Genomic DNA, 19,906 nt, shown 5'->3' on the forward strand with positions numbered 1-19,906 from the left:
GGATACCATGCTAAAGACAATTAAGAAAAACGGCCTTGTTCTTGCGATTTTTGCATGTGCTTCAACGGGGTTAGTTGCAGTGACTGACTACCTGACTAAAGACAAAATCAAGCAACAAGAGCAAGCTCAATTACTCTCTATACTTAACCAAGTGATCCCGCTTGATCTGCACGACAATCAACTGTTTTCAGCCTGTACTCTGGTTCAAGCAGAAGAGCTCGGCACAGACCAAGCAATGCCCGCTTACATTGCTCGACTTAATGGTGAACCAACCGCGATTGCGATCGAAGCAATTGCACCAGATGGCTACAACGGCGCGATTAAAGTGATTGTTGGGATGAAAATTGATGGCACAATTTTAGGAACTCGTGTTCTTTCCCATCAAGAGACTCCGGGCTTAGGGGATAAGATTGATCTAAGAGTGAGTGATTGGATTCTCTCATTCACGGGTAAACAAGTGACGGAATCGAACCTCGACCATTGGAAGGTTCGTAAAGATGGGGGTGACTTTGACCAGTTTACTGGCGCAACTATTACACCAAGGGCTGTCGTAAAATCAGTGAAACAAGCGGTTCAATACGTCAACCAAAACAACCAAGCATTGCTTGCTCAACCTCTCAATTGCGGTGGTGAATAATGAATGACCATAAAACACTAATTAAAAATGGCATGTGGGCGAATAACCCTGCCCTGGTACAACTTCTTGGGTTATGTCCGCTGCTGGCCGTATCATCAACGGTAACGAACGCACTTGGGCTCGGGATTGCGACATTAATGGTCTTAGTCGGTTCGAACGTATCTGTCTCTTTGGTTCGTAACCACGTGCCAAAAGAAGTGCGAATCCCAGTTTTCGTCATGATCATTGCATCGCTAGTCACGTGTGTTCAACTTCTGATGAACGCTTACGCGTATGGGCTTTACCTCTCTTTAGGTATCTTTATCCCGCTTATCGTTACCAACTGTATCATCATTGGTCGTGCGGAAGCCTTTGCTTCTAAAAACGAAGTGCTGCCTGCGGCTCAAGATGGATTCTGGATGGGCCTTGGCATGACCTCGGTGCTGGTTGTACTAGGTGCGATGCGTGAGATTATTGGTAACGGAACCCTATTTGATGGCGCAGACCTGCTCCTTGGTGACTGGGCTTCGGTATTACGAATCCAGATATTCCAATTTGATAACAGCTTCTTGTTAGCCCTGCTTCCACCGGGTGCCTTCATCGGTGTCGGCTTTTTGATTGCCTTGAAAAACATCATAGATGACCGAACAAAATCTCGACTACCAAAACAAGAGAAACCTGTCATTGAACGCGCTCGCGTGACCAATGCCTGATAAGTGAAATTTGCTTAAACCCCGCAGAGTTAGCTCAACCACTCAACGGGAAAATTTGATCTAAATAGTACCTATAATAATGACGCTCATCAGAGCGCGTAAACGATATTAAAACAGAAGCAATCCAAACTTCATGCCCTAACTATTTGAAAGTAATGTCGCTATGAACAATGTAAAACGAGTAGAAATACTTAAGCGTTTAAGAGAAAACAACCCGAAGCCTGAAACTGAGCTTAACTGGAACAGCCCTTTCGAGTTGCTGATCGCCGTGCTCTTATCTGCGCAAGCAACCGATGTCAGCGTCAATAAAGCCACTGATAAGCTTTACCCAGTTGCTAATACGCCGCAAGCGATTTTCGACCTAGGTGTTGATGGCTTAAAAGCGTACATCAAGACCATTGGTCTGTTTAACTCGAAAGCAGAAAACACCATTAAGACCTGCCGCATGCTACTTGACCTACATAATGGTGAAGTGCCGGAAGATCGCGCTGCATTAGAAGCCCTTCCCGGTGTAGGCCGCAAGACAGCCAACGTCGTATTGAATACCGCTTTCGGTTGGCCAACCATCGCCGTTGATACTCATATCTATCGAGTATCAAATCGCACTAAGCTGGCGATGGGTAAAACCGTCGACGATGTCGAAGCAAAGCTGCTTAAAGTTATCCCAAAAGAATTCAAACTGGATGTCCACCATTGGCTCATTCTTCATGGACGCTACACCTGCGTTGCGCGCAAACCCCGCTGTGGCAGCTGTATCATTGAAGACCTGTGTGAGTTCAAGGAAAAAACTGACGTCTAGGCTAACTCTAAGCGAAAGAAGCTAAGAAGCTAAGAAGCTAAGAAGCTAAGAAGCTAAGAAGCTAAGAAGCTAAACAATGTCGCACTTTTCTAGCGGCATTATGCAAGAATGACAAAAACCTATACACAGTTAAAGCTAGGAGCAAATCATGTCAAACGGCCGTATTTTACACACCATGCTACGCGTTGGTGATCTAGATAAGTCTATCGCGTTCTACACAGAAGTAATGGGCATGCAGCTATTACGTAAGAACGAAAATAAAGAGTACGAATACACACTGGCTTTCGTTGGCTTTGGTGACGAGTCTCAAGGTGCTGTCATTGAGCTGACTTACAACTGGGGCACGACTGAGTATGACCTAGGCTCTGCTTTTGGACACATTGCGATCGGTGTTGATGACATCTACACAACATGCGATGCGATCAAAGCAGCAGGCGGTAACGTAACTCGTGAAGCGGGTCCAGTTAAAGGTGGTTCGACACACATCGCATTCGTTAAAGACCCTGACGGCTACATGATCGAATTGATTCAGAACAAGCAAGCAAGCGCAGGTCTAGAAGGTTAATCCTTCCACAACCCTCTAAATCCGGATGTTAAAAACATAAGAAGCGAGCACTATGCTCGCTTCTTTTTTAATGTGTGCACTAATGATGGGGACCGTGAACAATCGAAAGAGGGTTACTCACATCCGCTTCAGAGTCTACTCAAATAATAGCTTAAACCTGTGTACGGCCTAAAGAAATGACAACACGTCGGTTCATGTCTTTACCCATTGGCGAGTTATTGTCGGCAACAGGACGACGCTTCCCATAACCTTGAACTTGAATACGGTCTTCATGTAAGCCCAGTGATTTAAAGTACTCTCGCAACGATTCCGCTCTTCGCTCCGAAAGATTTTGGCTAATATCTTTGCTATCTGTAGAGTCGGTATACGTTGCCACTAACACAAGGTCGATATCTTTATTGTAGCGAATATACTCAGCAATCTGACTTAACCTTTTTCGAGACAACTTGTTCAGTTGGTCACTATTACGCTCATAGTGCAAGATAGTAAAAGAGATATCTTCAAAGCTGTATGGTAATAAGTTGGCTATACAATCACTGAATACATTATATTTTTCTTGGAATAATACAGAAGACAACGACACCTCAATACGTTGATCTCGGCTTTGCCATTCTTGGTAACTGAATGTCGGGTAGCGCCCTTTCTCCAACTCACTCAAAATGCCCCAAGCCGTTTGGCCACCAACATACCCATCAAATTGTTGGAAGAACTTAATGGTTGTTATGCGATCGGCTCTCTCTCCAGGACGCCAAGGCGGTGGCATAGAAACCAAACTTACATTACGCGTGGCCCCCATTGGACGGCGCATTTTAAGTTCAAAGTCCAACAGGATTTTTTTACTCGCATGAGATGAAAACTCTGCTTCACCAAAGTTAGGGATTGGATGAACCAAGCGACATTCAAGTGGCGTGTTAGTGACCATCTCCCATTTCGATTGTTGAGGCGATGCTCCGTAGTGCTTTTCTTGCGCTAAAACCGTTGAGGATATCAGTAGCGAGAACAGCAATGAGCCTGTTAGGAGTCGTTTCTTCATAGAGTGGAGTATCTCTTAAGCAATTCGTTTAACAATGCGAACAATTGCCGCACCTTTCTGTCCCATTTGAATATGCAAATATCAAGCCGAAATTGATTGGCTAATTTATCTATTATTGCCACTCGCTGGTTTTTATCATTTCTATTTTCTGCAATAATGCAGCCTCAATCACACTTATTGGGCTAACATGACTGTAGAAAACGAAGCTCTGACTCTAAAAAATCGCTTTCGCGGCTATTTTCCAGTAGTCATCGACGTGGAGACCGCCGGTTTTAACGCAAAAACCGATGCATTATTAGAGATCTGTGCCATTACATTAAGAATGGATGAAAACGGTGATCTGCACCCGGCGTCAACGCTTCATTTTCATATTGAACCTTTTGAAGGCGCCAATATAGAGCAAGCAGCATTAGACTTTAACGGTATTAAAGATCCATTTAGCCCATTACGTGGTGCTGTATCGGAGCAAGAAGCCCTTAAAGAAATCTATAAGCTAGTGAGAAAAGAACAAAAAGCTTCAGATTGCAGCCGTGCAATTATGGTCGCTCATAATGCTACATTCGATTTAAACTTCGTCAATGCAGCAAGTGAGCGTTGTAAGCTTAAACGCGTCCCTTTCCACCCATTTGCCACTTTTGATACGGCAGCTCTTAGTGGTCTTGCCTACGGTCAAACCGTTTTGGCTAAAGCTTGCCGCACTGCTGGGATGGAATTTGACAACAAAGAAGCACACTCTGCTTTGTATGACACACAAAAAACCACAGAGTTATTTTGTGGCATTGTAAACAAATGGAAAGCCCTTGGTGGTTGGCCTCTTGTTGACGAATAACATAAATAGACTAGGTAAATACTCGTTGGTATTGCCTTCATAAAAACACAACATCTCGAGAATTATATGAACCCTGTTGTAATTTCAGTTTGCATCATGCTTGTTTTAGCTTTGATGCGCGTAAACGTCGTCGTTGCTCTCACGTTGAGCGCAATTATCGGTGGCGTATCCTCTGGTATGAGTGTCAACGATACTGTCGCGGCTTTCGAAAGCGGATTAGGTGGTGGTGCGGAAATCGCGCTTAGCTATGCAATGCTTGGCACTTTCGCGGTGGCAATCTCTCGATCTGGTATTACAGACTTACTTGCTCAAAGCGTCATAAAACGCATCCACGGCCAAGAAAATAGTGCCGCATCAAATGGTCTAAAATATGGCATGCTTGTCTCTTTAGTCCTAGTGACGATGTCTTCACAAAACGTAATCCCAGTACATATCGCCTTCATCCCAATCTTAATCCCACCTCTGTTAGGTGTATTCGCAAAAATGAACCTAGATCGTCGTCTCGTTGCGTGTGTGCTGACTTTTGGTTTGATTACTCCCTACATGGTACTGCCGATAGGTTTTGGTGGCATTTTCCTAAACAACATCCTGCTTAAGAACCTTCACGAAAACGGGCTTGAAAGCGTGGTAGCAAGCCAAGTACCAATGGCCATGTTATTACCTGCAGCCGGTATGCTCTTTGGCCTACTAACAGCAGTATTTTTTACTTATCGTAAACCACGTCAATACAAAGAAACGTCTCATACTGTTGTTTCAACAGAAGTCAAAAAGATCAATAAGAAGCACGTTCTTGTTGCAGGCGTTGGCATTGTTGCAGCCTTGACCGTTCAGTTGTCTACAGGTTCTATGATCATCGGTGCTCTAGCTGGCTTCATGGTATTTACATTTGGTGGCGTAATTGCGTGGAAAGAGACGCAAGATGTCTTCACCAAAGGCGTTCACATGATGGCAATGATCGGCTTTATCATGATTGCAGCGGCAGGTTTCGCAGCGGTTATGAAGCAAACTGGTGGTGTTGAGTCTCTGGTTTCAGCACTGTCAACCAGCATTGGCGACAACAAACCTCTCGCAGCCCTGCTTATGCTGGTTGTTGGTCTACTCGTAACCATGGGCATTGGATCTTCATTCTCAACTATTCCAATCATCGCAACAATCTACGTTCCGCTTGCGGCAGCATTTGGTTTCTCGCCAATGGCAACTATCGCGCTAGTGGGCACCGCAGCCGCGCTAGGCGATGCAGGTTCTCCCGCTTCTGACTCAACATTAGGCCCAACATCAGGGCTGAATATGGATGGTCAACACGAACACGTATGGGACACGGTGGTACCGACATTCTTGCACTACAACATACCGCTGGTTGTATTCGGTTGGATTGCAGCGATGGTTCTGTAGCACCGAGACACAATAAGTAACCTATTTTAAAGGCCGCCTCGCGCGGTCTTTTTTGTTTCTGGATTCGTTGCCCTATCCCATCATTCTCAGCCTCAATAAACCTGTTACATCGGATAAAAAAAGGCTTACTCTTATAAGTAAGCCTTTGTTTAAGCGAAAAGAAACAGAGTTCGCCGAATTATGCCGCGGGGGGAGTATTCACAAGAATTTGGCGAATAGACTTGAGCGTTGCTTCCGTTGAGTGGTAATTCAATTCAACTTCAGTGAAGATACCATTAACTTCAAGCATTAAAGTCGGGTAAGAGTGCACACCGATCGCTTCTTTAAAGCCTAACTGGTCATCTAACTCACTTTCCAACAATTTGCTAGAAAGGTCATTTTCAAACTGTTGCACATTCATACCTAACTCTGCAGCTAACTGCAAATGCGTCTCTTGGCTGTGTGGCAACATCGCACGCAAATAGTAAGCGTGTTGAATCGCTTCAAGCATCGCTTCGTAGTGATCTTGAAAACCGGCGGCAATCACAGCACGGCACGCAGGGTAAGTACTGCGAACTGGTTGGCACTCAGTCCAAAACTCATGGTTAAACTCAGTACCCAATTTAGTTTCGATCTGCTTCCAAATCGCTTGCAGCTTGCCTTTCATCTGTTCTGACATGGGCTCATCAGAATCCGGTGCCAAACCGCCTACTACGTAGTTAAACCCAATGCTTGCGGGCAATTGCTGTTTCAATAACTCAAGTGTTGGCTTATATCCCCAACACCAGCTGCACATTGGATCATGTACATAATGAAGTTTTACGTCCATTGTTCGTTCCTTATCGAGTCGACTCTTCGACCAATTCCGACAAAAAAGGAGCCCGATTAAGGCCCCTCATTTTTTACTGTTCAGCGTATAAACTAGAACTTACTCAGCATCATCGCCAGCAACTTTCGCAGCCGCTTCTTTGATGATTGGCTGAAGCTCACCTTTCTGGAACATTTCAAGAATGATGTCACAACCACCGATTAGCTCACCTTCAACCCAAAGTTGTGGGAAAGTTGGCCATTGTGCGTAAGCAGGAAGCTCTGCACGGATGTCAGGGTTTTGTAGGATATCCACATAAGCAAATTTTTCGCCACACGCCATTAGAGCTTGAGATGCTTGAGAAGAAAAACCACAGCTTGGCAGCTTAGGAGACCCTTTCATGTAAAGTAGAATGGTGTTTTCTTCAATTTGCTGTTTGATTTTATCGATAGTTTCCATTGCTTCCTCGTTAATGGATGACGGCTTGTATTGCCTTTATTCTACCCCAAACCAACAGAATAAAAACCATATAAAAAAAGCGGTTAACACACTGAACTAACAATTCACACAAAAGTGATCAATTAAGCTTTTAATAAAGTAAAAACTTGCTAAACTATATCGCAAGTCAGCAAATTGACCATGGTTGGCCGTACAGCGAACTATGAATAATAATATCACTGGAAGCAATCGAAAGAGTTAACTCTTTCATATCAATGGAGAATTGAGCAATGGCATTTGAACTACCGGCTCTTCCTTACGCGAAAGACGCGCTAGAACCACACATCTCAGCTGAAACGCTAGATTTCCACCACGGTAAGCACCACAACACTTACGTTGTTAAGCTAAACGGCCTTATCCCAGGTACTGAGTTTGAAGGAAAAACACTAGAAGAGATCGTTAAGACTTCTACTGGTGGTGTTTTCAATAACGCTGCTCAAATCTGGAACCACACGTTCTACTGGCACTGTCTTGCTCCTAAAGCAGGCGGCGAACCAACTGGCGCTGTTGCAGAAGCTATCAACGCTGCATTCGGTTCTTTCGAAGAATTCAAAGCGAAATTCACTGATTCAGCCATCAACAACTTCGGTTCTTCTTGGACTTGGTTAGTTAAGAAAGCTGACGGTTCTCTAGACATCGTTAACACTTCTAACGCTGCTACTCCTCTAACAGAAGAAGGTGTTACGCCACTTCTCACGGTTGACCTATGGGAACACGCTTACTACATCGATTTCCGCAATGTTCGCCCTGACTACATGGCTGCATTCTGGAACCTAGTAAACTGGTCTTTCGTAGAAGAGAACCTAGCTAAGTAATTATTGCTTACGCTCCGCTATTTATAGCGAGTTATCTATTGAAAGCTCATGCCCCGGCGTGAGCTTTTTTGTTCCTATCACATTTCACACAATCCAGACAATTCTAAATAAATCCATCAATATAGCCGACTTTTTAAGCGATTATTCCCGTTCTCATCTGTTGTGCATAAATTCTCTATTTGCCTGTAATTAAAGACTAAAGTTTGCCACTGCCATGCCGTTAAAGGTGTATCCAATGAGAGGTAACATGCAAATACATACTTTAGACAAAGCAGGAATCATCAACGAACTCAAGTTCGGCATCGGGATCAGCCAAGCGGTTGAACAAGGTCGCCGTGCAGATTTCGCGTTGTTGCTATCTCTGTTTTCTAATGATGTTCGTGATTGCACCCCCATCGACACCATCGAAGTCACAGAAACAAATGAAGATCGCCTGCGTAAACAATTTGGCGTAGCAGAACCTCAACAACTGCGTTCAAACCAGTCGTCGTATGAGATTTCAGCTCAGCAATCTAATCATTTTCATCAAGCTAGCCTTGCCAGCGCTAAGCTCAGCCATTACTTAAAACCTGAAGCGCTTGCCTTCATGCCTGAAGATACAGCCGACTTACCCGAAGAGGTTTACCAAAACCTTTCAGGTCATGACCGACGTAAATTAGCCAACAAGCAATTACCTGATCTACCACTTGCTACGCTCTACAATGAACTATCAACGGCCCACCGTCAGTATCAAATTCAAGCTCAAGCATAACGGTCACCTGCCTTTTTCACGTGGACTTTACTGCCATTCTTAATTAGTTCGTCATATTTTAAAGCATTCACGTAAATAATATGAACCATTAGCCTTGGATGAACTAAAAACTCGACTCGTCGGTTACTGCTTGAAGTTACTACAAAATGTGACTTGCCACTAAGTTCATAAAAACTTATTAATTGGCACGCCTTACTTTGAGCCAATTCACACCAACTGTACAAAATTTAACCCATCCTTGTCTAACATGAACGATTTGTTTAGGTGCTGGGATGGAAATAAAAAGCTCAATCATATTGGTAACATCTGCTGGTTCACGACTCGGAGGGACGATAGCCAACCACTTTGTTAACCTTGGAGCCACCGTCATTCTCTGCGATAGTGACACGCAAGCACTTCAGACGACCTATTCACAATGCACCCGGTTTTCTGATTCGGTTTATTACTACACACTCGATAGTAATGACAACCAAGCGATTAGCCGCGTATTTGATTTCATTCAAACCACCTTCAACACCACGCCGGATGTATTAGTCAATAACTGGATTAGCTCACCAATGCCAAGCCTGATTGGTGACCAGCCCGTAAGCCGATTTATTACTGACCTATCTTCTATGGCGTCGACCCTCTTCTCATTTGGTCAAATCTGTGCGGAAAGATTACGAGAAGAAAATAAGGAAGGCGTGATTGTGAATGTCATATCTCACGATGATTTTCATGATGTGTCTGGCTTAGAGAGTGCAAACTCAATGATCACCGGCTTTACCCACAGTTGGGCTAAAGAACTGAATCCATTTGGTATTCGAGTTGGAGGGGTGGTCCCCGCCGTTCATAACTCCGATGGCAAGCTCAACCGATGTCATTGGGCGCAGCTGCAAGACGAATTAACCAGAACCACTGAGTACATTGTCTCGAATGACTACTTCAGTGGGCGAGTTGTAGCGGCAGAGGTTTAATTCCAAATGAACATGACTAACTCCGCTCATATTAAGTAGCCTTTCAATCCGTTTTACAAACGAACCAAACATAAAAAAAGCCCCAGTCTCTCGACTGGGGCTTTCATCTTTTCCCGATAAGATAAGGTTCGTGCTAGCGAAAACTTATCTCAAAACTGAATGTTACTTATTCTTCAGTTCTTATTTTTTATTTTTTGCTGCTTTCTTGTCAGCTGGCTTTTGGTCTTCTTTCTTAAGGATTACCGTAGTACCTTCGAAAGTTTCGCCTTCAACGTAAGGAGTACCGAAGTACGACGTTGTTAGAACTTCTTTAAGCTCAGTGATTAGAGGGTAACGTGGGTTCGCACCTGTACACTGGTCATCAAACGCTTCAACCGCTAGCTCATCTAGTTTCGCAACGAAGTCAGACTCGTTAACACCCGCAGCTTGAATAGATAGTGGGATGTCTAGTTCAACTTTTAGCTCTTCTAACCAAGTCAGTAGACGTTCAATCTTCTGAGCAGTACGGTCACCAGCTTGGCTTAGGCCTAGGTGGTCAGCAACTTCAGCGTAACGACGACGTGCTTGTGGACGGTCGTACTGAGAGAATGCAGTCTGCTTAGTTGGGTTATCGTTCGCGTTGTAACGTACAACGTTTGAGATAAGTAGTGCGTTAGCAAGACCGTGTGGTAGGTGGAACTCAGCACCAATTTTGTGAGCCATTGAGTGACACACACCTAGGAATGCGTTCGCAAATGCTACACCAGCGATAGTTGCTGCGTTGTGTACTTTCTCACGAGCGATTGGGTCAGCCGCACCATTTTTGTAGCTTGATGGTAGGTATTCTTTAAGCATCTTAAGTGCTTGAAGAGCTTGACCGTCTGAGTACTCGTTCGCTAGAACAGAAACGTAAGCTTCAAGAGCGTGAGTTACTGCATCGTAACCACCGAACGCTGTTAGAGACTTAGGCATGTTCATTACTAAGTTCGCATCAACGATAGCCATGTTTGGTGTGATTTCGTAATCAGCTAGTGGGTACTTAGCACCAGTCTTGTCGTCGGTAACAACAGCGAATGGAGTAACCTCTGAACCCGTACCTGAAGTTGTAGTGATACATACAAGCTCAGCTTTTTGACCCATTTTAGGGAACTTGTAGATACGTTTACGGATATCCATAAAGCGCATTGCTAGTTCTTCGAAGTGAGTTTCTGGGTGCTCGTACATAACCCACATGATCTTAGCCGCGTCCATTGGAGAACCGCCACCTAGAGCAAGGATTACGTCAGGTTGGAAGCTCTTCATTGCTGCAGCGCCTTTCTCAACAACAGATAGCGTTGGATCCGCTTCTACGTCGAAGAAAGTTTGAACTTCGATACCTTGTGCTTTCAGCAGTCTAACTACGTCATCAGCGTAACCGTTGTTGAATAGGAAACGGTCTGTTACTAGGAATGCGCGTTTTTTACCTTCTAGGTCGCTCATTGCGATCGGAAGGCTACCACGGCGGAAGTAGATTGACTTAGGTAGTTTGTGCCACAACATGTTTTCAGCTCGCTTCGCTACAGTTTTCTTGTTGATAAGGTGCTTAGGACCTACGTTCTCAGAGATAGAGTTACCACCCCATGAACCACAACCTAGAGTTAGTGAAGGTGCAACGTTGAAGTTGTACAGGTCACCGATACCACCGTGAGTAGTCGGGATGTTGATTAGGATACGAGCGGTCTTCATCTTGTCACCGAAGTAACGGATGCGGTCTGCGTTTACATCTTGGTTAGTGTAAAGACCAGATGTGTGACCGATACCACCGATTTCAACCATAGTCACCGCTTGAGCAACAGCATCTTCGAAGTTGTCTGCGCGGAATAGACCTAGAGTTGGAGACAGTTTCTCGTGAGCGAATTCGTCATCGTAAGAAACCTTACCAAGGCCTTCACCTACAAGAACTTTTGTATCCGCAGGAACTTTAACACCCGCCATTTCAGCGATTGCTGGAGCAGGTTGACCTACGATTTTCGCGTTTAGCGCGCCGTCGATAAGCAGTACTTTACGTACTTTATCAGCGTCTGCTTTAGATAGTACGTGAGCTTTGTGAGAAGCGAAACGCTCTTTCACTTCGTCATAAACTTCGCTAACTACGATTGCCGCTTGCTCTGAAGCACATACAACGCCGTTATCGAATGTTTTAGACATAAGGATAGAAGCTACAGCACGTTTGATGTCTGCCGTTTCGTCGATAACAACAGGTACGTTACCAGCACCAACACCGATTGCAGGCTTACCAGAAGAGTATGCTGCTTTAACCATGCCCGGACCACCAGTTGCAAGGATAAGTGCGATACCGTCGTGCTTCATAAGCGCGTTAGAAAGCTCTACAGATGGTTGGTCGATCCAACCGATGATGTCTTTTGGAGCACCCGCTTTAACAGCCGCTTCTAAAACAAGTTTCGCAGCGTCGTTAGTAGAGTTCTTTGCACGTGGGTGTGGCGAGAAGATGATGCCGTTACGTGTTTTAAGAGAAATTAGAGATTTGAAGATTGCTGTAGAAGTTGGGTTCGTTGTTGGAACGATACCACAAATGATACCTACAGGCTCAGCGATAGTCATCGTGCCTAGGTTGTCATCTTCTTCTAAAATACCACATGTTTTTTCGTCTTTGTATTTGTTGTAGATAAATTCTGAAGCGAAGTGGTTTTTGATAACTTTATCTTCAACAATACCCATTCCAGATTCAGCAACAGCTTGTTGTGCTAGTGGAATACGAGCATGGTTAGCGGCAAGAGAAGCAGCACGGAAGATTGCGTCTACTTTCTCTTGAGAAAATGTTGCAAACTCTTCTTGAGCTGCTTTAACGCGTGCTACTAGAGCATCAAGTTCCGCTAAGTTAGTTACAGGCATGGTGGATCTCCTAAAATAATAAATATTAAAAACTTTTTATTAAAATCGCTGTTTGCCTTTAACCTTAAACACTAGCGTTCTTAGTAAATTGCTTTCAGGACTGAGTATATTATTTCACAGTGTAAAAAAAATTGACCCAGATCAGTTCCCAAAAAATAATTAACCATAAAGTAGTAATGAAATCACAGAATTAAAGTTAAGCTCATGATTTAGTTAGATTAAAATCACACTTTTCACTCGAGCAAAAAACAAGCAAACAGACATTTTTTTTCTACATCGCGTCATAACCTGTAAAAAAGTTTCATTTTTAGTCAGTTTTATTACATGTATACAGCGATATTCGTGCTACTGAGAGTATATCCATAGTGTTTCGGGGGCTAGATTCTGTCATAATTTTTATTAATTTCGTGCGACAGTTAACATTTACAAGAGAGAAGTTACAAAATGAAACAATTACAACCAAATTGAAACAGGTTTAATACAAAAGTGAAGTTCAATTAGTTTTTCTAAAAAATAGCCCCTGCTTCACGTTAGTTTTTTTCATTCGTGAAATTCGTAAATGTCACTTACATTACGCATTCTGACGATTCACAGAACACACCTTCATATCAAATACGCTAACTGGAGACCGCTCTCATGCAAGGTTTAGAACTGGCAATTTTTCTGCAATTCTTCCTTGGGCTTGTTGCTGCCGTAAACCCCATCGGCATCATGCCTATTTTTGTTTCTCTTACAGCTCATATGCCCCCTGAAGAGAGAAATAGGACCGCCTTGCAAGCCAACGTCGCCGTTGCCGTTATCTTAATTGTGTCGCTTGTTGCTGGGCAATTACTATTAGACATGTTCAGCATCTCATTGGATTCGTTCCGAGTTGCCGGCGGCTTACTCTTATTGAGCATCGCCTTTTCGATGATGAGCGGTAAGCTCGGTGAAGATAAACAGAACAAGCAAGAGAAATCTGAGTACATCAGTAAAGAGCAAATCGGTGTCGTACCTTTAGCGATGCCGCTCATGGCTGGTCCGGGTGCAATCAGCTCGACGATAGTGTACAGCTCTCGTTACCCTGCTGCGATTGATACACTCGGTATAGGCATTAGCATTATTGTATTTGCGACCTGTTCTTGGCTACTGTTCCGCTCTGCGCCTGTCATCGTTCGTTTCTTGGGACAAACAGGGATCAACGTCATCACACGTATCATGGGGTTAATTCTTGGCGCACTCGGTATCGAGTTTATTACGAATGGATTACGTAATTTATTACCTGGCTTAGCATAACGTTCAACAGCACCCCAAACGCCTTTTATTGGCATATCGTATCGTTCACACACGAGCCGAGTAGAGCACATTGGCTTTCACTCGCCTCGTGATTGTGAAGCTTGTATACTCGTTGTTAACAAGTTTAAAAAGACGAATGTCACTAATGCCATAAAACGTAAATCGTCTAGCGTGAAGCACAAAAAAGCGCCCTAAGGCGCTTCTTCGTTAATTCTTCTAAAAAATGAGGCAGTTACGCTTTCTCAGCAAGGATAATGCGCAGAGTACGACGTAGTGGTTCTGCCGCCCCCCAAAGCAGTTGGTCACCAACAGTGAAGGCGTTTAGGAAATCGTTACCCATCGACATCTTACGCAGACGACCGACTGGTACAGACATTGTGCCTGTTACTTTCGCTGGTGTTAGCTCCTGTGCCGTGATGTCACGGTCGTTAGGAATCACTTTAACCCAATCATTGTGCGTTGCGATGATCTCTTCGATCTCGTCCATTGGCACGTCTTGCTTAAGCTTGATCGTGAGTGCTTGAGCGTGACAACGCATTGCACCGATTCGTACACAAGTACCATCAATTGGGATTGGCTGACCATCTAGACCAAGAATCTTGTTCGCTTCAACACCGGCTTTCCACTCTTCTTTGCTCTGACCGTTTTCACGCTTTACATCAATCCAAGGAATCAGTGAGCCCGCAAGCGGAGCTCCAAATTGTTCAGTTGGGAATGACGATGAACGAATCGTATCTGCGACTTTCTTATCGATGTCAAGAATCGAACTTGCAGGGTTCGCTAATTCAGAACTTACGCTGCCATTGATCACACCCATTTGTGAAATCAACTCACGCATGTTCTTAGCGCCCGCACCTGAAGCCGCCTGGTAAGTCATGGCACTCATCCATTCAACCATGCCTTTCTCGTATAGGCCGCCCAGAGCCATCAGCATTAAGCTCACAGTACAGTTACCGCCAACGAAAGTGTTGGTGCCACTGTGAATGCCTTGCTGGATTTGAGCCAAGTTAACAGGATCAAGAGTGATGATTGAATCCGCGTCCATACGCAGAGTAGAAGCTGCATCAATCCAGTAACCTTTCCAACCGGCTTGACGCAGTGCTGGGTATACTTTTGATGTGTAATCGCCACCTTGACAGGTAATCACAGCATCAAGCTGTTTTAGGCTATCAATATCAAAAGCGTCTTGAAGGAGGCCTGCATCTTTACCACCTAGAACAGGGGCAGGAATACCAATCTGAGATGTGCTGTAATAAACAGGCTCAATCAGGTCGAAATCTTTTTCTTCAACCATACGTTGCATCAGTACCGAACCAACCATACCACGCCAACCAACTAGACCTACTCTCATCGCTCACTCTCCATGTATAAATTAAAAAATTACTCTCCCCCATCTATAAGTTTTTCAGAAACAGAACTCAAGTGCTTTTTAGCAAAAAGTGTAACTTTTTCGTTTATTTTAAGTGAACGCGATAAATAGTGCAGTTATCTCTAAATCGTATGAGGTGTCCTTGTCTTTAATACATCACGCATTACGTGGATCACCCAAGATGTTGCCGCCCAAAAGAGCCAATTGCCATTCCGATAAAAATCAACGTCAATAGTGATTGTCACTATTTGATAGCACTTAACCCGAGTAGCATTTCACAAAGCACAAACAATACACAACAAAAAACAACACATGGCATTCATCATTTTAACAAAAAATCAGACAATACAACCACAAATAAATAATTTAACAGTCAAATATCACAACTAATACGCATTTGTTCGATATAATACTCTAATTGATGTAATGTCTACTTCGCACCCCAAACCGATAACCAAGTACTATAAATGCTCGAAATAATAAGAGGCTTTTATGAAGCAGAGTAAAACTCGACTGCCGAACCTGTTGCAGGTATTCATTGCGTTAGGACTATTTCTATCCCTTGCTTTTTCCTTTACGGCAAAGTTCGACCTCCCAATCCAACTCGCCTTGTACATTGGCTGGTTCATTATCATTGTTCTTGGTCTTCGTCTTGGACACCAATACAAAGACCTAGAAAAAGCGGCACTCAAGGGAATATCGAATGGCTTAGGCGCGGTTTTAATACTTTTAGCCGTTGGCGCTCTTGTTGGTACCTGGATCTCTGGCGGGATTGTGCCAACCATCATTTACTATGGTCTTAAAGCTATTCATCCTTCTATCTTCCTTTTAGCGACTATGATCATCTGTTCCCTCACGGCTTTAGCAACTGGCACCTCTTGGGGAGCTGCTGGTACCGCGGGGATTGCAATGATGGGGATTGGCCAAGGTCTGGGGGTTCCAGCACCAATCACCGCGGGTGCCGTACTTTCGGGTTGTTACTTTGGCGACAAGATGTCTCCGCTTTCTGATTCAGTGATCCTTGCTTCATCGATGTCTGGTGTCGAAGTTGTTGAACATATTAAAGGCATGTTACCCGTCGCACTAATCAGCTACGTAATTACGGGGATAATGTTTACTGCATTTGGTTTCCACTACGCGGGCAACGTTGACATGAGCCAAGTCGACTCAGTAATTAAAGCAATGGAAGTCCAGTTCTACATCACGCCATACTCATTCGTACCCGTATTGATTGTACTTGGCCTGTTGGCTTTCCGCATGCCGTCATTCCCTGTGATCAGTTTTGGTTCTCTGCTCGGTATAATCTGGGCCGTGATGATCCAAGAAATCGACTTCCTTACTGCTTTTAATACAGCATGGGCACCGTTCTCTATTTCATCTGGCGTGGAGTTCATCGACTCGATTCTTAACCGTGGTGGCATGTCTTCAATGTTAGGTTCAGTTGCGGTTATCGTGTTTGGTTTAGGCTTCGGTGGTCTACTGGATAAAGTCGGTGTGCTAGAGACGATTGCTAAGGTGTTCGAACGCCGGGTTAAGAGCGCAGGCTCACTGGCAACCAGCACCATTGGTACAGCTTTCATGGGTAACGTTTTTGGTTCTGCAATGTATGTATCTCTCATCCTGACGCCAAAAATCTGTGCGAAAAACTATGACCGCTTAGGCTACAAACGTAAGAATCTCTCTCGTAACGCTGAATTTGGCGGTACGTTAACGTCGGGTATGGTTCCTTGGAGTGATAACGGTATTTACATGGCGAGTATTCTTGGCGTTGCTACACTCTCTTACGCGCCATTCATGTGGTTAAGCTTCATCTGTATCATCGTGACTATCGTAACGTCTTATATGGGTTGGTTCGTTGACAAGTGTGAACCAACAGCGCCAGCACTTGACACCGAAGAAGTGATAGAACTCACTAAGCAACAAGCTTAACATCCTGATGTGTTAGCGGCTTTATCACCCTCGATCTTTTGGAAGATCCGTACCCAAAAAGCATTAATGGTATCGATGCAAAAAGAGCGCCCTAGAGCGCTCTTTTTCTACTTTGACCAACACTCCCCTCACGATGGAGTGCTTAACCAAAGTCATATAAATCATCTCGACAGGCATTAACGCTGACGATCTAAATACGCTTGAGCAAAATCCACAGATGCTTTTATTGCCAACTCGAGTTCCATTAAATCGTGTTCCTCAATCGGACTCGACTGCTTCATTGTCAATTCAATACTCGTGGCAATGATCGCTAATCGAGATGCTTTAATCGTGCCTGCCACGCCTTTTAGGCTATGCACAACACGAACCGCTGAGGTTTGATCGTCGGCTAGTAGAGATTTAAACTTTGTAAAGTCCTCTGCGTGATCTTGAACAAAGACGCCAAGCAACAGTTCAACTGACTCAACATCACCATCGAGCGTTTCGAGCATATCTTCAATATCAATTGCAGGCTTTGAATTGATCACACTGGCGACAGAACGCTCTGCCTCCGGCACGTCTTGATTACTTTGCTCGATAGTTTGTTGATTGGTAATACTGTTCTTCTCTGGTAATGACACTTCGCAAGATTCATTAAGGTGTCCGTCCTCCCCTACGTAAGCGTCTCTGTCCGTTTTCGCTGAGAAAACATCACCACCACGAGAGGCACTGAATACCCGCTCTTCCTGGTTAGCCATCGTGAACGCATCTTGTTTGCTTAAATTAATATCAGAATCAAAAGAGGGTTTACTCTCTTCTTCTCTTCTCGTTTTTGAGCGAGCCCCCCATACAGCTAACACGAACACCGCCACTAAACTTAAACCTAACATCATGACTAATAGCTTAAATTGACGGTTATGAAATTCAGCTTCGAGTTTAATGATCTGTTCTGTCACTGAATTTATCTTGATTTTATCCACTAAATAATTGAGCTTCGCGTAATCCCCTAATAAGGTTGATGCCTCAGCAAGTAGTTGTTGCATCGCATCTTGCTCTTCGATTCCCAATGAATAAGATTTTTCTAAAATCATATCAAAGGCTCGATAGGTGGCTGACGATCTTTGATTATCAGAATACATAGCTTCAAAAACCACCACGCCGAATTCATTTAACAGCGGTTTTAGGCTGGGAGAAAGATTGGAGTCAGCACGTAATACCTTGATGTTATAAACGAGGTCTTGAACCTGACTTTCTATCGGGATGAACTCATCAAAGTTTTCTAGAAACTGATCGGCTACGTAAAGCAGTTGGTTGACATCAGGGCGAAACAAGGCATGTTGGAAATCTGATTCAATCTGAAGTCGAATTGAATAAACCAACTGAGCATTGAGTGCTAGATCATTGATACGAGAGACTCGAAGCGGTTCCGAGAAATAAAGAGATTGTCTCAATTCGTTAACGCGGATACCAAGCTCATTGATTTGAGCAAGAGAATTGGTGTAGGAGCGACTTAGATTAAGAAGAGCCAATGAAGGAACTAACCACAGAGCCAAGAGCACGACCAAGAAGGTGGCTGGTTTTTTAAAGCGTTTCGGCTTTACTACTGATTGTTCCATCTATATTCCTTGTGCATGTTAACTTGAAGCCATGACATTAGCTATAAGATTGAGCACAAAACAAGCGACAACACCCTGCTGCCGCTTTTATCCGTTAACCTAGGACTATGACTTATTGCGAGTCAGTTGGTCTCGTAAGTTCGGTGGTGTGCCTTTAATCGTTAGCGTGTCGGTCTCCGGATCGTAAAAGATACGCTCGCCTAGAAGTAGACTATCAAAACTAACATTTAAACCACCACCAGCACCAACAAATTTTGTTAGTTTACGCATAGTTGCGCGATCGGCAGGAAAGCTTTCTTCTAACTCATAGCCTTGCTCACTAGTATAGTCAAAGAAGCTTGTACCATCGGTACTTGTTGGCAACTCACCAGAAAGTTCACGCACTTGAACTTCATCGCCCGCTTTTAGCTGCTCATTACAGTAGTCTGCAACCTGCTTTTTATAGCTGATCGCTTCTTCTTTTTCTAACTTAGAATCCGAAACAAAATCTTCTACCGCTTGCATCAATACTTGGTTTTGCTGCTTTGCATCTAAACCAACTTCTGCCTGCAAGAAATCTAAAAAGAAATCGGCGACTTTACGACCAACACGCCCCTTAATATAAGTCAGGTAACGGTTTGACTCTTTGTCTGTATCGTATGTTGAGAGATCAAGGCGCGCGACAATGTCCATCTTCGAGATATCAAGATAATCCGTTGCACTGATATCAAGCCCTTCTGTCACTTTCAAGCTTTGGTTTGAAGGCAGTAAGCCAATGAACAGATAGTCTGTCGCCAGTGATTGATATTCCGCTAACACCAAAGTCCCCTCATCAGCAAAAGGATACTTTGAAAGCTCATCTTTTAGACGTAATGCACTTTTTTGAGAGAAATCATAGAAGCTTTGTTCTCCGGTACGAAATTCATGCAAAGACTGTTGAAATTCACTGTCGGATTTAAACGAACCAAACCCTTTGCCTGCTTTTGAGTTGAACACTCGGTGAAGCTCAGCCACTAGGCTTTCAGATGACGCATCGTTTTCGAGAGACTCAGCACGATAGTTAACAATCAGCTCTTCCTGATCGTTCTTGCTTAATTGATGTAAAATTACGTTGGAAAGGTGAAGGCTCATAAT

General features: G+C 43.9%; 17 protein-coding genes and 2 pseudogenes. 11 read left to right on the top strand and 8 right to left on the bottom strand.

Annotated elements, in window-relative coordinates:
* Positions 1-7: 7 nt before the first annotated feature.
* The 4 genes from rsxG to gloA all read left to right on the top strand — a co-directional run bounded on the left by rsxG (position 8) and on the right by gloA (position 2,693).
* Positions 8-637 (top strand): electron transport complex subunit RsxG, encoded by a 630-nt coding sequence (rsxG, locus tag OCU36_RS08950; RefSeq protein WP_261837690.1) that lies wholly within the window; start codon positions 8-10, stop codon positions 635-637.
* Positions 637-1,329, top strand: coding sequence for an electron transport complex subunit E (locus OCU36_RS08955; protein WP_261837691.1), 693 nt, complete (start codon positions 637-639; stop codon positions 1,327-1,329). Before rsxG ends, OCU36_RS08955 begins: the two co-directional genes overlap by 1 nt.
* Positions 1,330-1,492: 163 nt before the next feature.
* Positions 1,493-2,128, top strand: a complete 636-nt coding sequence (nth, locus tag OCU36_RS08960) for an endonuclease III (protein WP_261837692.1) — start codon at positions 1,493-1,495, stop codon at positions 2,126-2,128.
* A gap of 148 nt (positions 2,129-2,276) precedes the next feature.
* Positions 2,277-2,693, top strand: a complete 417-nt coding sequence (gloA, locus tag OCU36_RS08965; protein WP_261837693.1) for a lactoylglutathione lyase — start codon at positions 2,277-2,279, stop codon at positions 2,691-2,693.
* Between the two features lie 151 nt (positions 2,694-2,844).
* Here gloA and motY read toward each other — a convergent pair whose 3' ends face one another.
* A complete protein-coding gene (gene motY, locus OCU36_RS08970; protein WP_261837694.1) occupies positions 2,845-3,726 on the bottom strand; it encodes a flagellar protein MotY in 882 nt (293 codons plus the stop codon).
* Between the two features lie 187 nt (positions 3,727-3,913).
* Between motY and rnt the strand changes: the two genes are divergently transcribed.
* Together rnt and OCU36_RS08980 are read left to right on the top strand one after the other, a co-directional pair.
* On the top strand, positions 3,914-4,555 hold the full coding sequence (rnt, locus tag OCU36_RS08975; RefSeq protein ID WP_261837695.1) for a ribonuclease T: 642 nt from the start codon (positions 3,914-3,916) through the stop codon (positions 4,553-4,555).
* 66 nt (positions 4,556-4,621) lie between these two features.
* The gene (locus tag OCU36_RS08980) at positions 4,622-5,947 is read left to right on the top strand and encodes a Na+/H+ antiporter family protein (protein WP_261837696.1); all 1,326 of its coding nucleotides are present in this window, start codon (positions 4,622-4,624) and stop codon (positions 5,945-5,947) included.
* Between the two features lie 178 nt (positions 5,948-6,125).
* On the opposite strand, the gene OCU36_RS08985 is transcribed toward OCU36_RS08980, so the two are convergent.
* Complete coding sequence (locus OCU36_RS08985; RefSeq protein WP_261837697.1) at positions 6,126-6,755, bottom strand: DsbA family protein; 630 nt, start codon at positions 6,753-6,755, stop codon at positions 6,126-6,128.
* 99 nt (positions 6,756-6,854) lie between these two features.
* Positions 6,855-7,193 (bottom strand): Grx4 family monothiol glutaredoxin, encoded by a 339-nt coding sequence (locus tag OCU36_RS08990; RefSeq protein ID WP_004741702.1) that lies wholly within the window; start codon positions 7,191-7,193, stop codon positions 6,855-6,857.
* 269 nt (positions 7,194-7,462) lie between these two features.
* On the opposite strand from OCU36_RS08990, the gene sodB reads away from it, so the two are divergent.
* From sodB to OCU36_RS09005, 3 genes are all read left to right on the top strand, one after another.
* Complete coding sequence (gene sodB, locus OCU36_RS08995) at positions 7,463-8,047, top strand: superoxide dismutase [Fe] (protein ID WP_004734050.1); 585 nt, start codon at positions 7,463-7,465, stop codon at positions 8,045-8,047.
* Positions 8,048-8,294: 247 nt separating this feature from the next.
* On the top strand, positions 8,295-8,798 hold the full coding sequence (locus OCU36_RS09000; protein WP_261837698.1) for a VC2046/SO_2500 family protein: 504 nt from the start codon (positions 8,295-8,297) through the stop codon (positions 8,796-8,798).
* 272 nt (positions 8,799-9,070) lie between these two features.
* Complete coding sequence (locus tag OCU36_RS09005) at positions 9,071-9,754, top strand: SDR family oxidoreductase (RefSeq protein ID WP_261837699.1); 684 nt, start codon at positions 9,071-9,073, stop codon at positions 9,752-9,754.
* Positions 9,755-9,934: 180 nt separating this feature from the next.
* Here OCU36_RS09005 and adhE read toward each other — a convergent pair whose 3' ends face one another.
* Entirely contained in the window at positions 9,935-12,625 is a 2,691-nt protein-coding gene (adhE, locus tag OCU36_RS09010; RefSeq protein WP_261837700.1) for a bifunctional acetaldehyde-CoA/alcohol dehydrogenase, read from the bottom strand.
* 636 nt (positions 12,626-13,261) lie between these two features.
* Here adhE and OCU36_RS09015 point away from each other — a divergent pair.
* On the top strand, positions 13,262-13,900 hold the full coding sequence (locus OCU36_RS09015; protein WP_261837701.1) for a YchE family NAAT transporter: 639 nt from the start codon (positions 13,262-13,264) through the stop codon (positions 13,898-13,900).
* Positions 13,901-14,132: 232 nt separating this feature from the next.
* Here the strand turns inward: OCU36_RS09015 and asd are convergent, their stop codons facing one another.
* A complete protein-coding gene (gene asd / locus OCU36_RS09020; RefSeq protein WP_261837702.1) occupies positions 14,133-15,251 on the bottom strand; it encodes an aspartate-semialdehyde dehydrogenase in 1,119 nt (372 codons plus the stop codon).
* A gap of 510 nt (positions 15,252-15,761) precedes the next feature.
* Between asd and nhaC the strand changes: the two genes are divergently transcribed.
* A complete protein-coding gene (nhaC, locus tag OCU36_RS09025; protein WP_261837703.1) occupies positions 15,762-17,198 on the top strand; it encodes a Na+/H+ antiporter NhaC in 1,437 nt (478 codons plus the stop codon).
* A gap of 176 nt (positions 17,199-17,374) precedes the next feature.
* On the opposite strand, the pseudogene OCU36_RS20080 reads toward nhaC, so the two are convergent.
* The 3 genes and pseudogenes from OCU36_RS20080 to yejK all read right to left on the bottom strand — a co-directional run.
* Positions 17,375-17,737, bottom strand: a pseudogene (locus OCU36_RS20080) (Hpt domain-containing protein); the annotation flags it as partial.
* A gap of 299 nt (positions 17,738-18,036) precedes the next feature.
* A pseudogene (locus tag OCU36_RS20085) lies at positions 18,037-18,793 on the bottom strand (Hpt domain-containing protein); the annotation flags it as partial.
* A gap of 105 nt (positions 18,794-18,898) precedes the next feature.
* Complete coding sequence (gene yejK, locus OCU36_RS09035; RefSeq protein WP_261837705.1) at positions 18,899-19,903, bottom strand: nucleoid-associated protein YejK; 1,005 nt, start codon at positions 19,901-19,903, stop codon at positions 18,899-18,901.
* Positions 19,904-19,906 lie beyond the last annotated feature (3 nt).

Source organism: Vibrio artabrorum (genome assembly GCF_024347295.1).
Lineage (GTDB): Bacteria > Pseudomonadota > Gammaproteobacteria > Enterobacterales > Vibrionaceae > Vibrio > Vibrio artabrorum.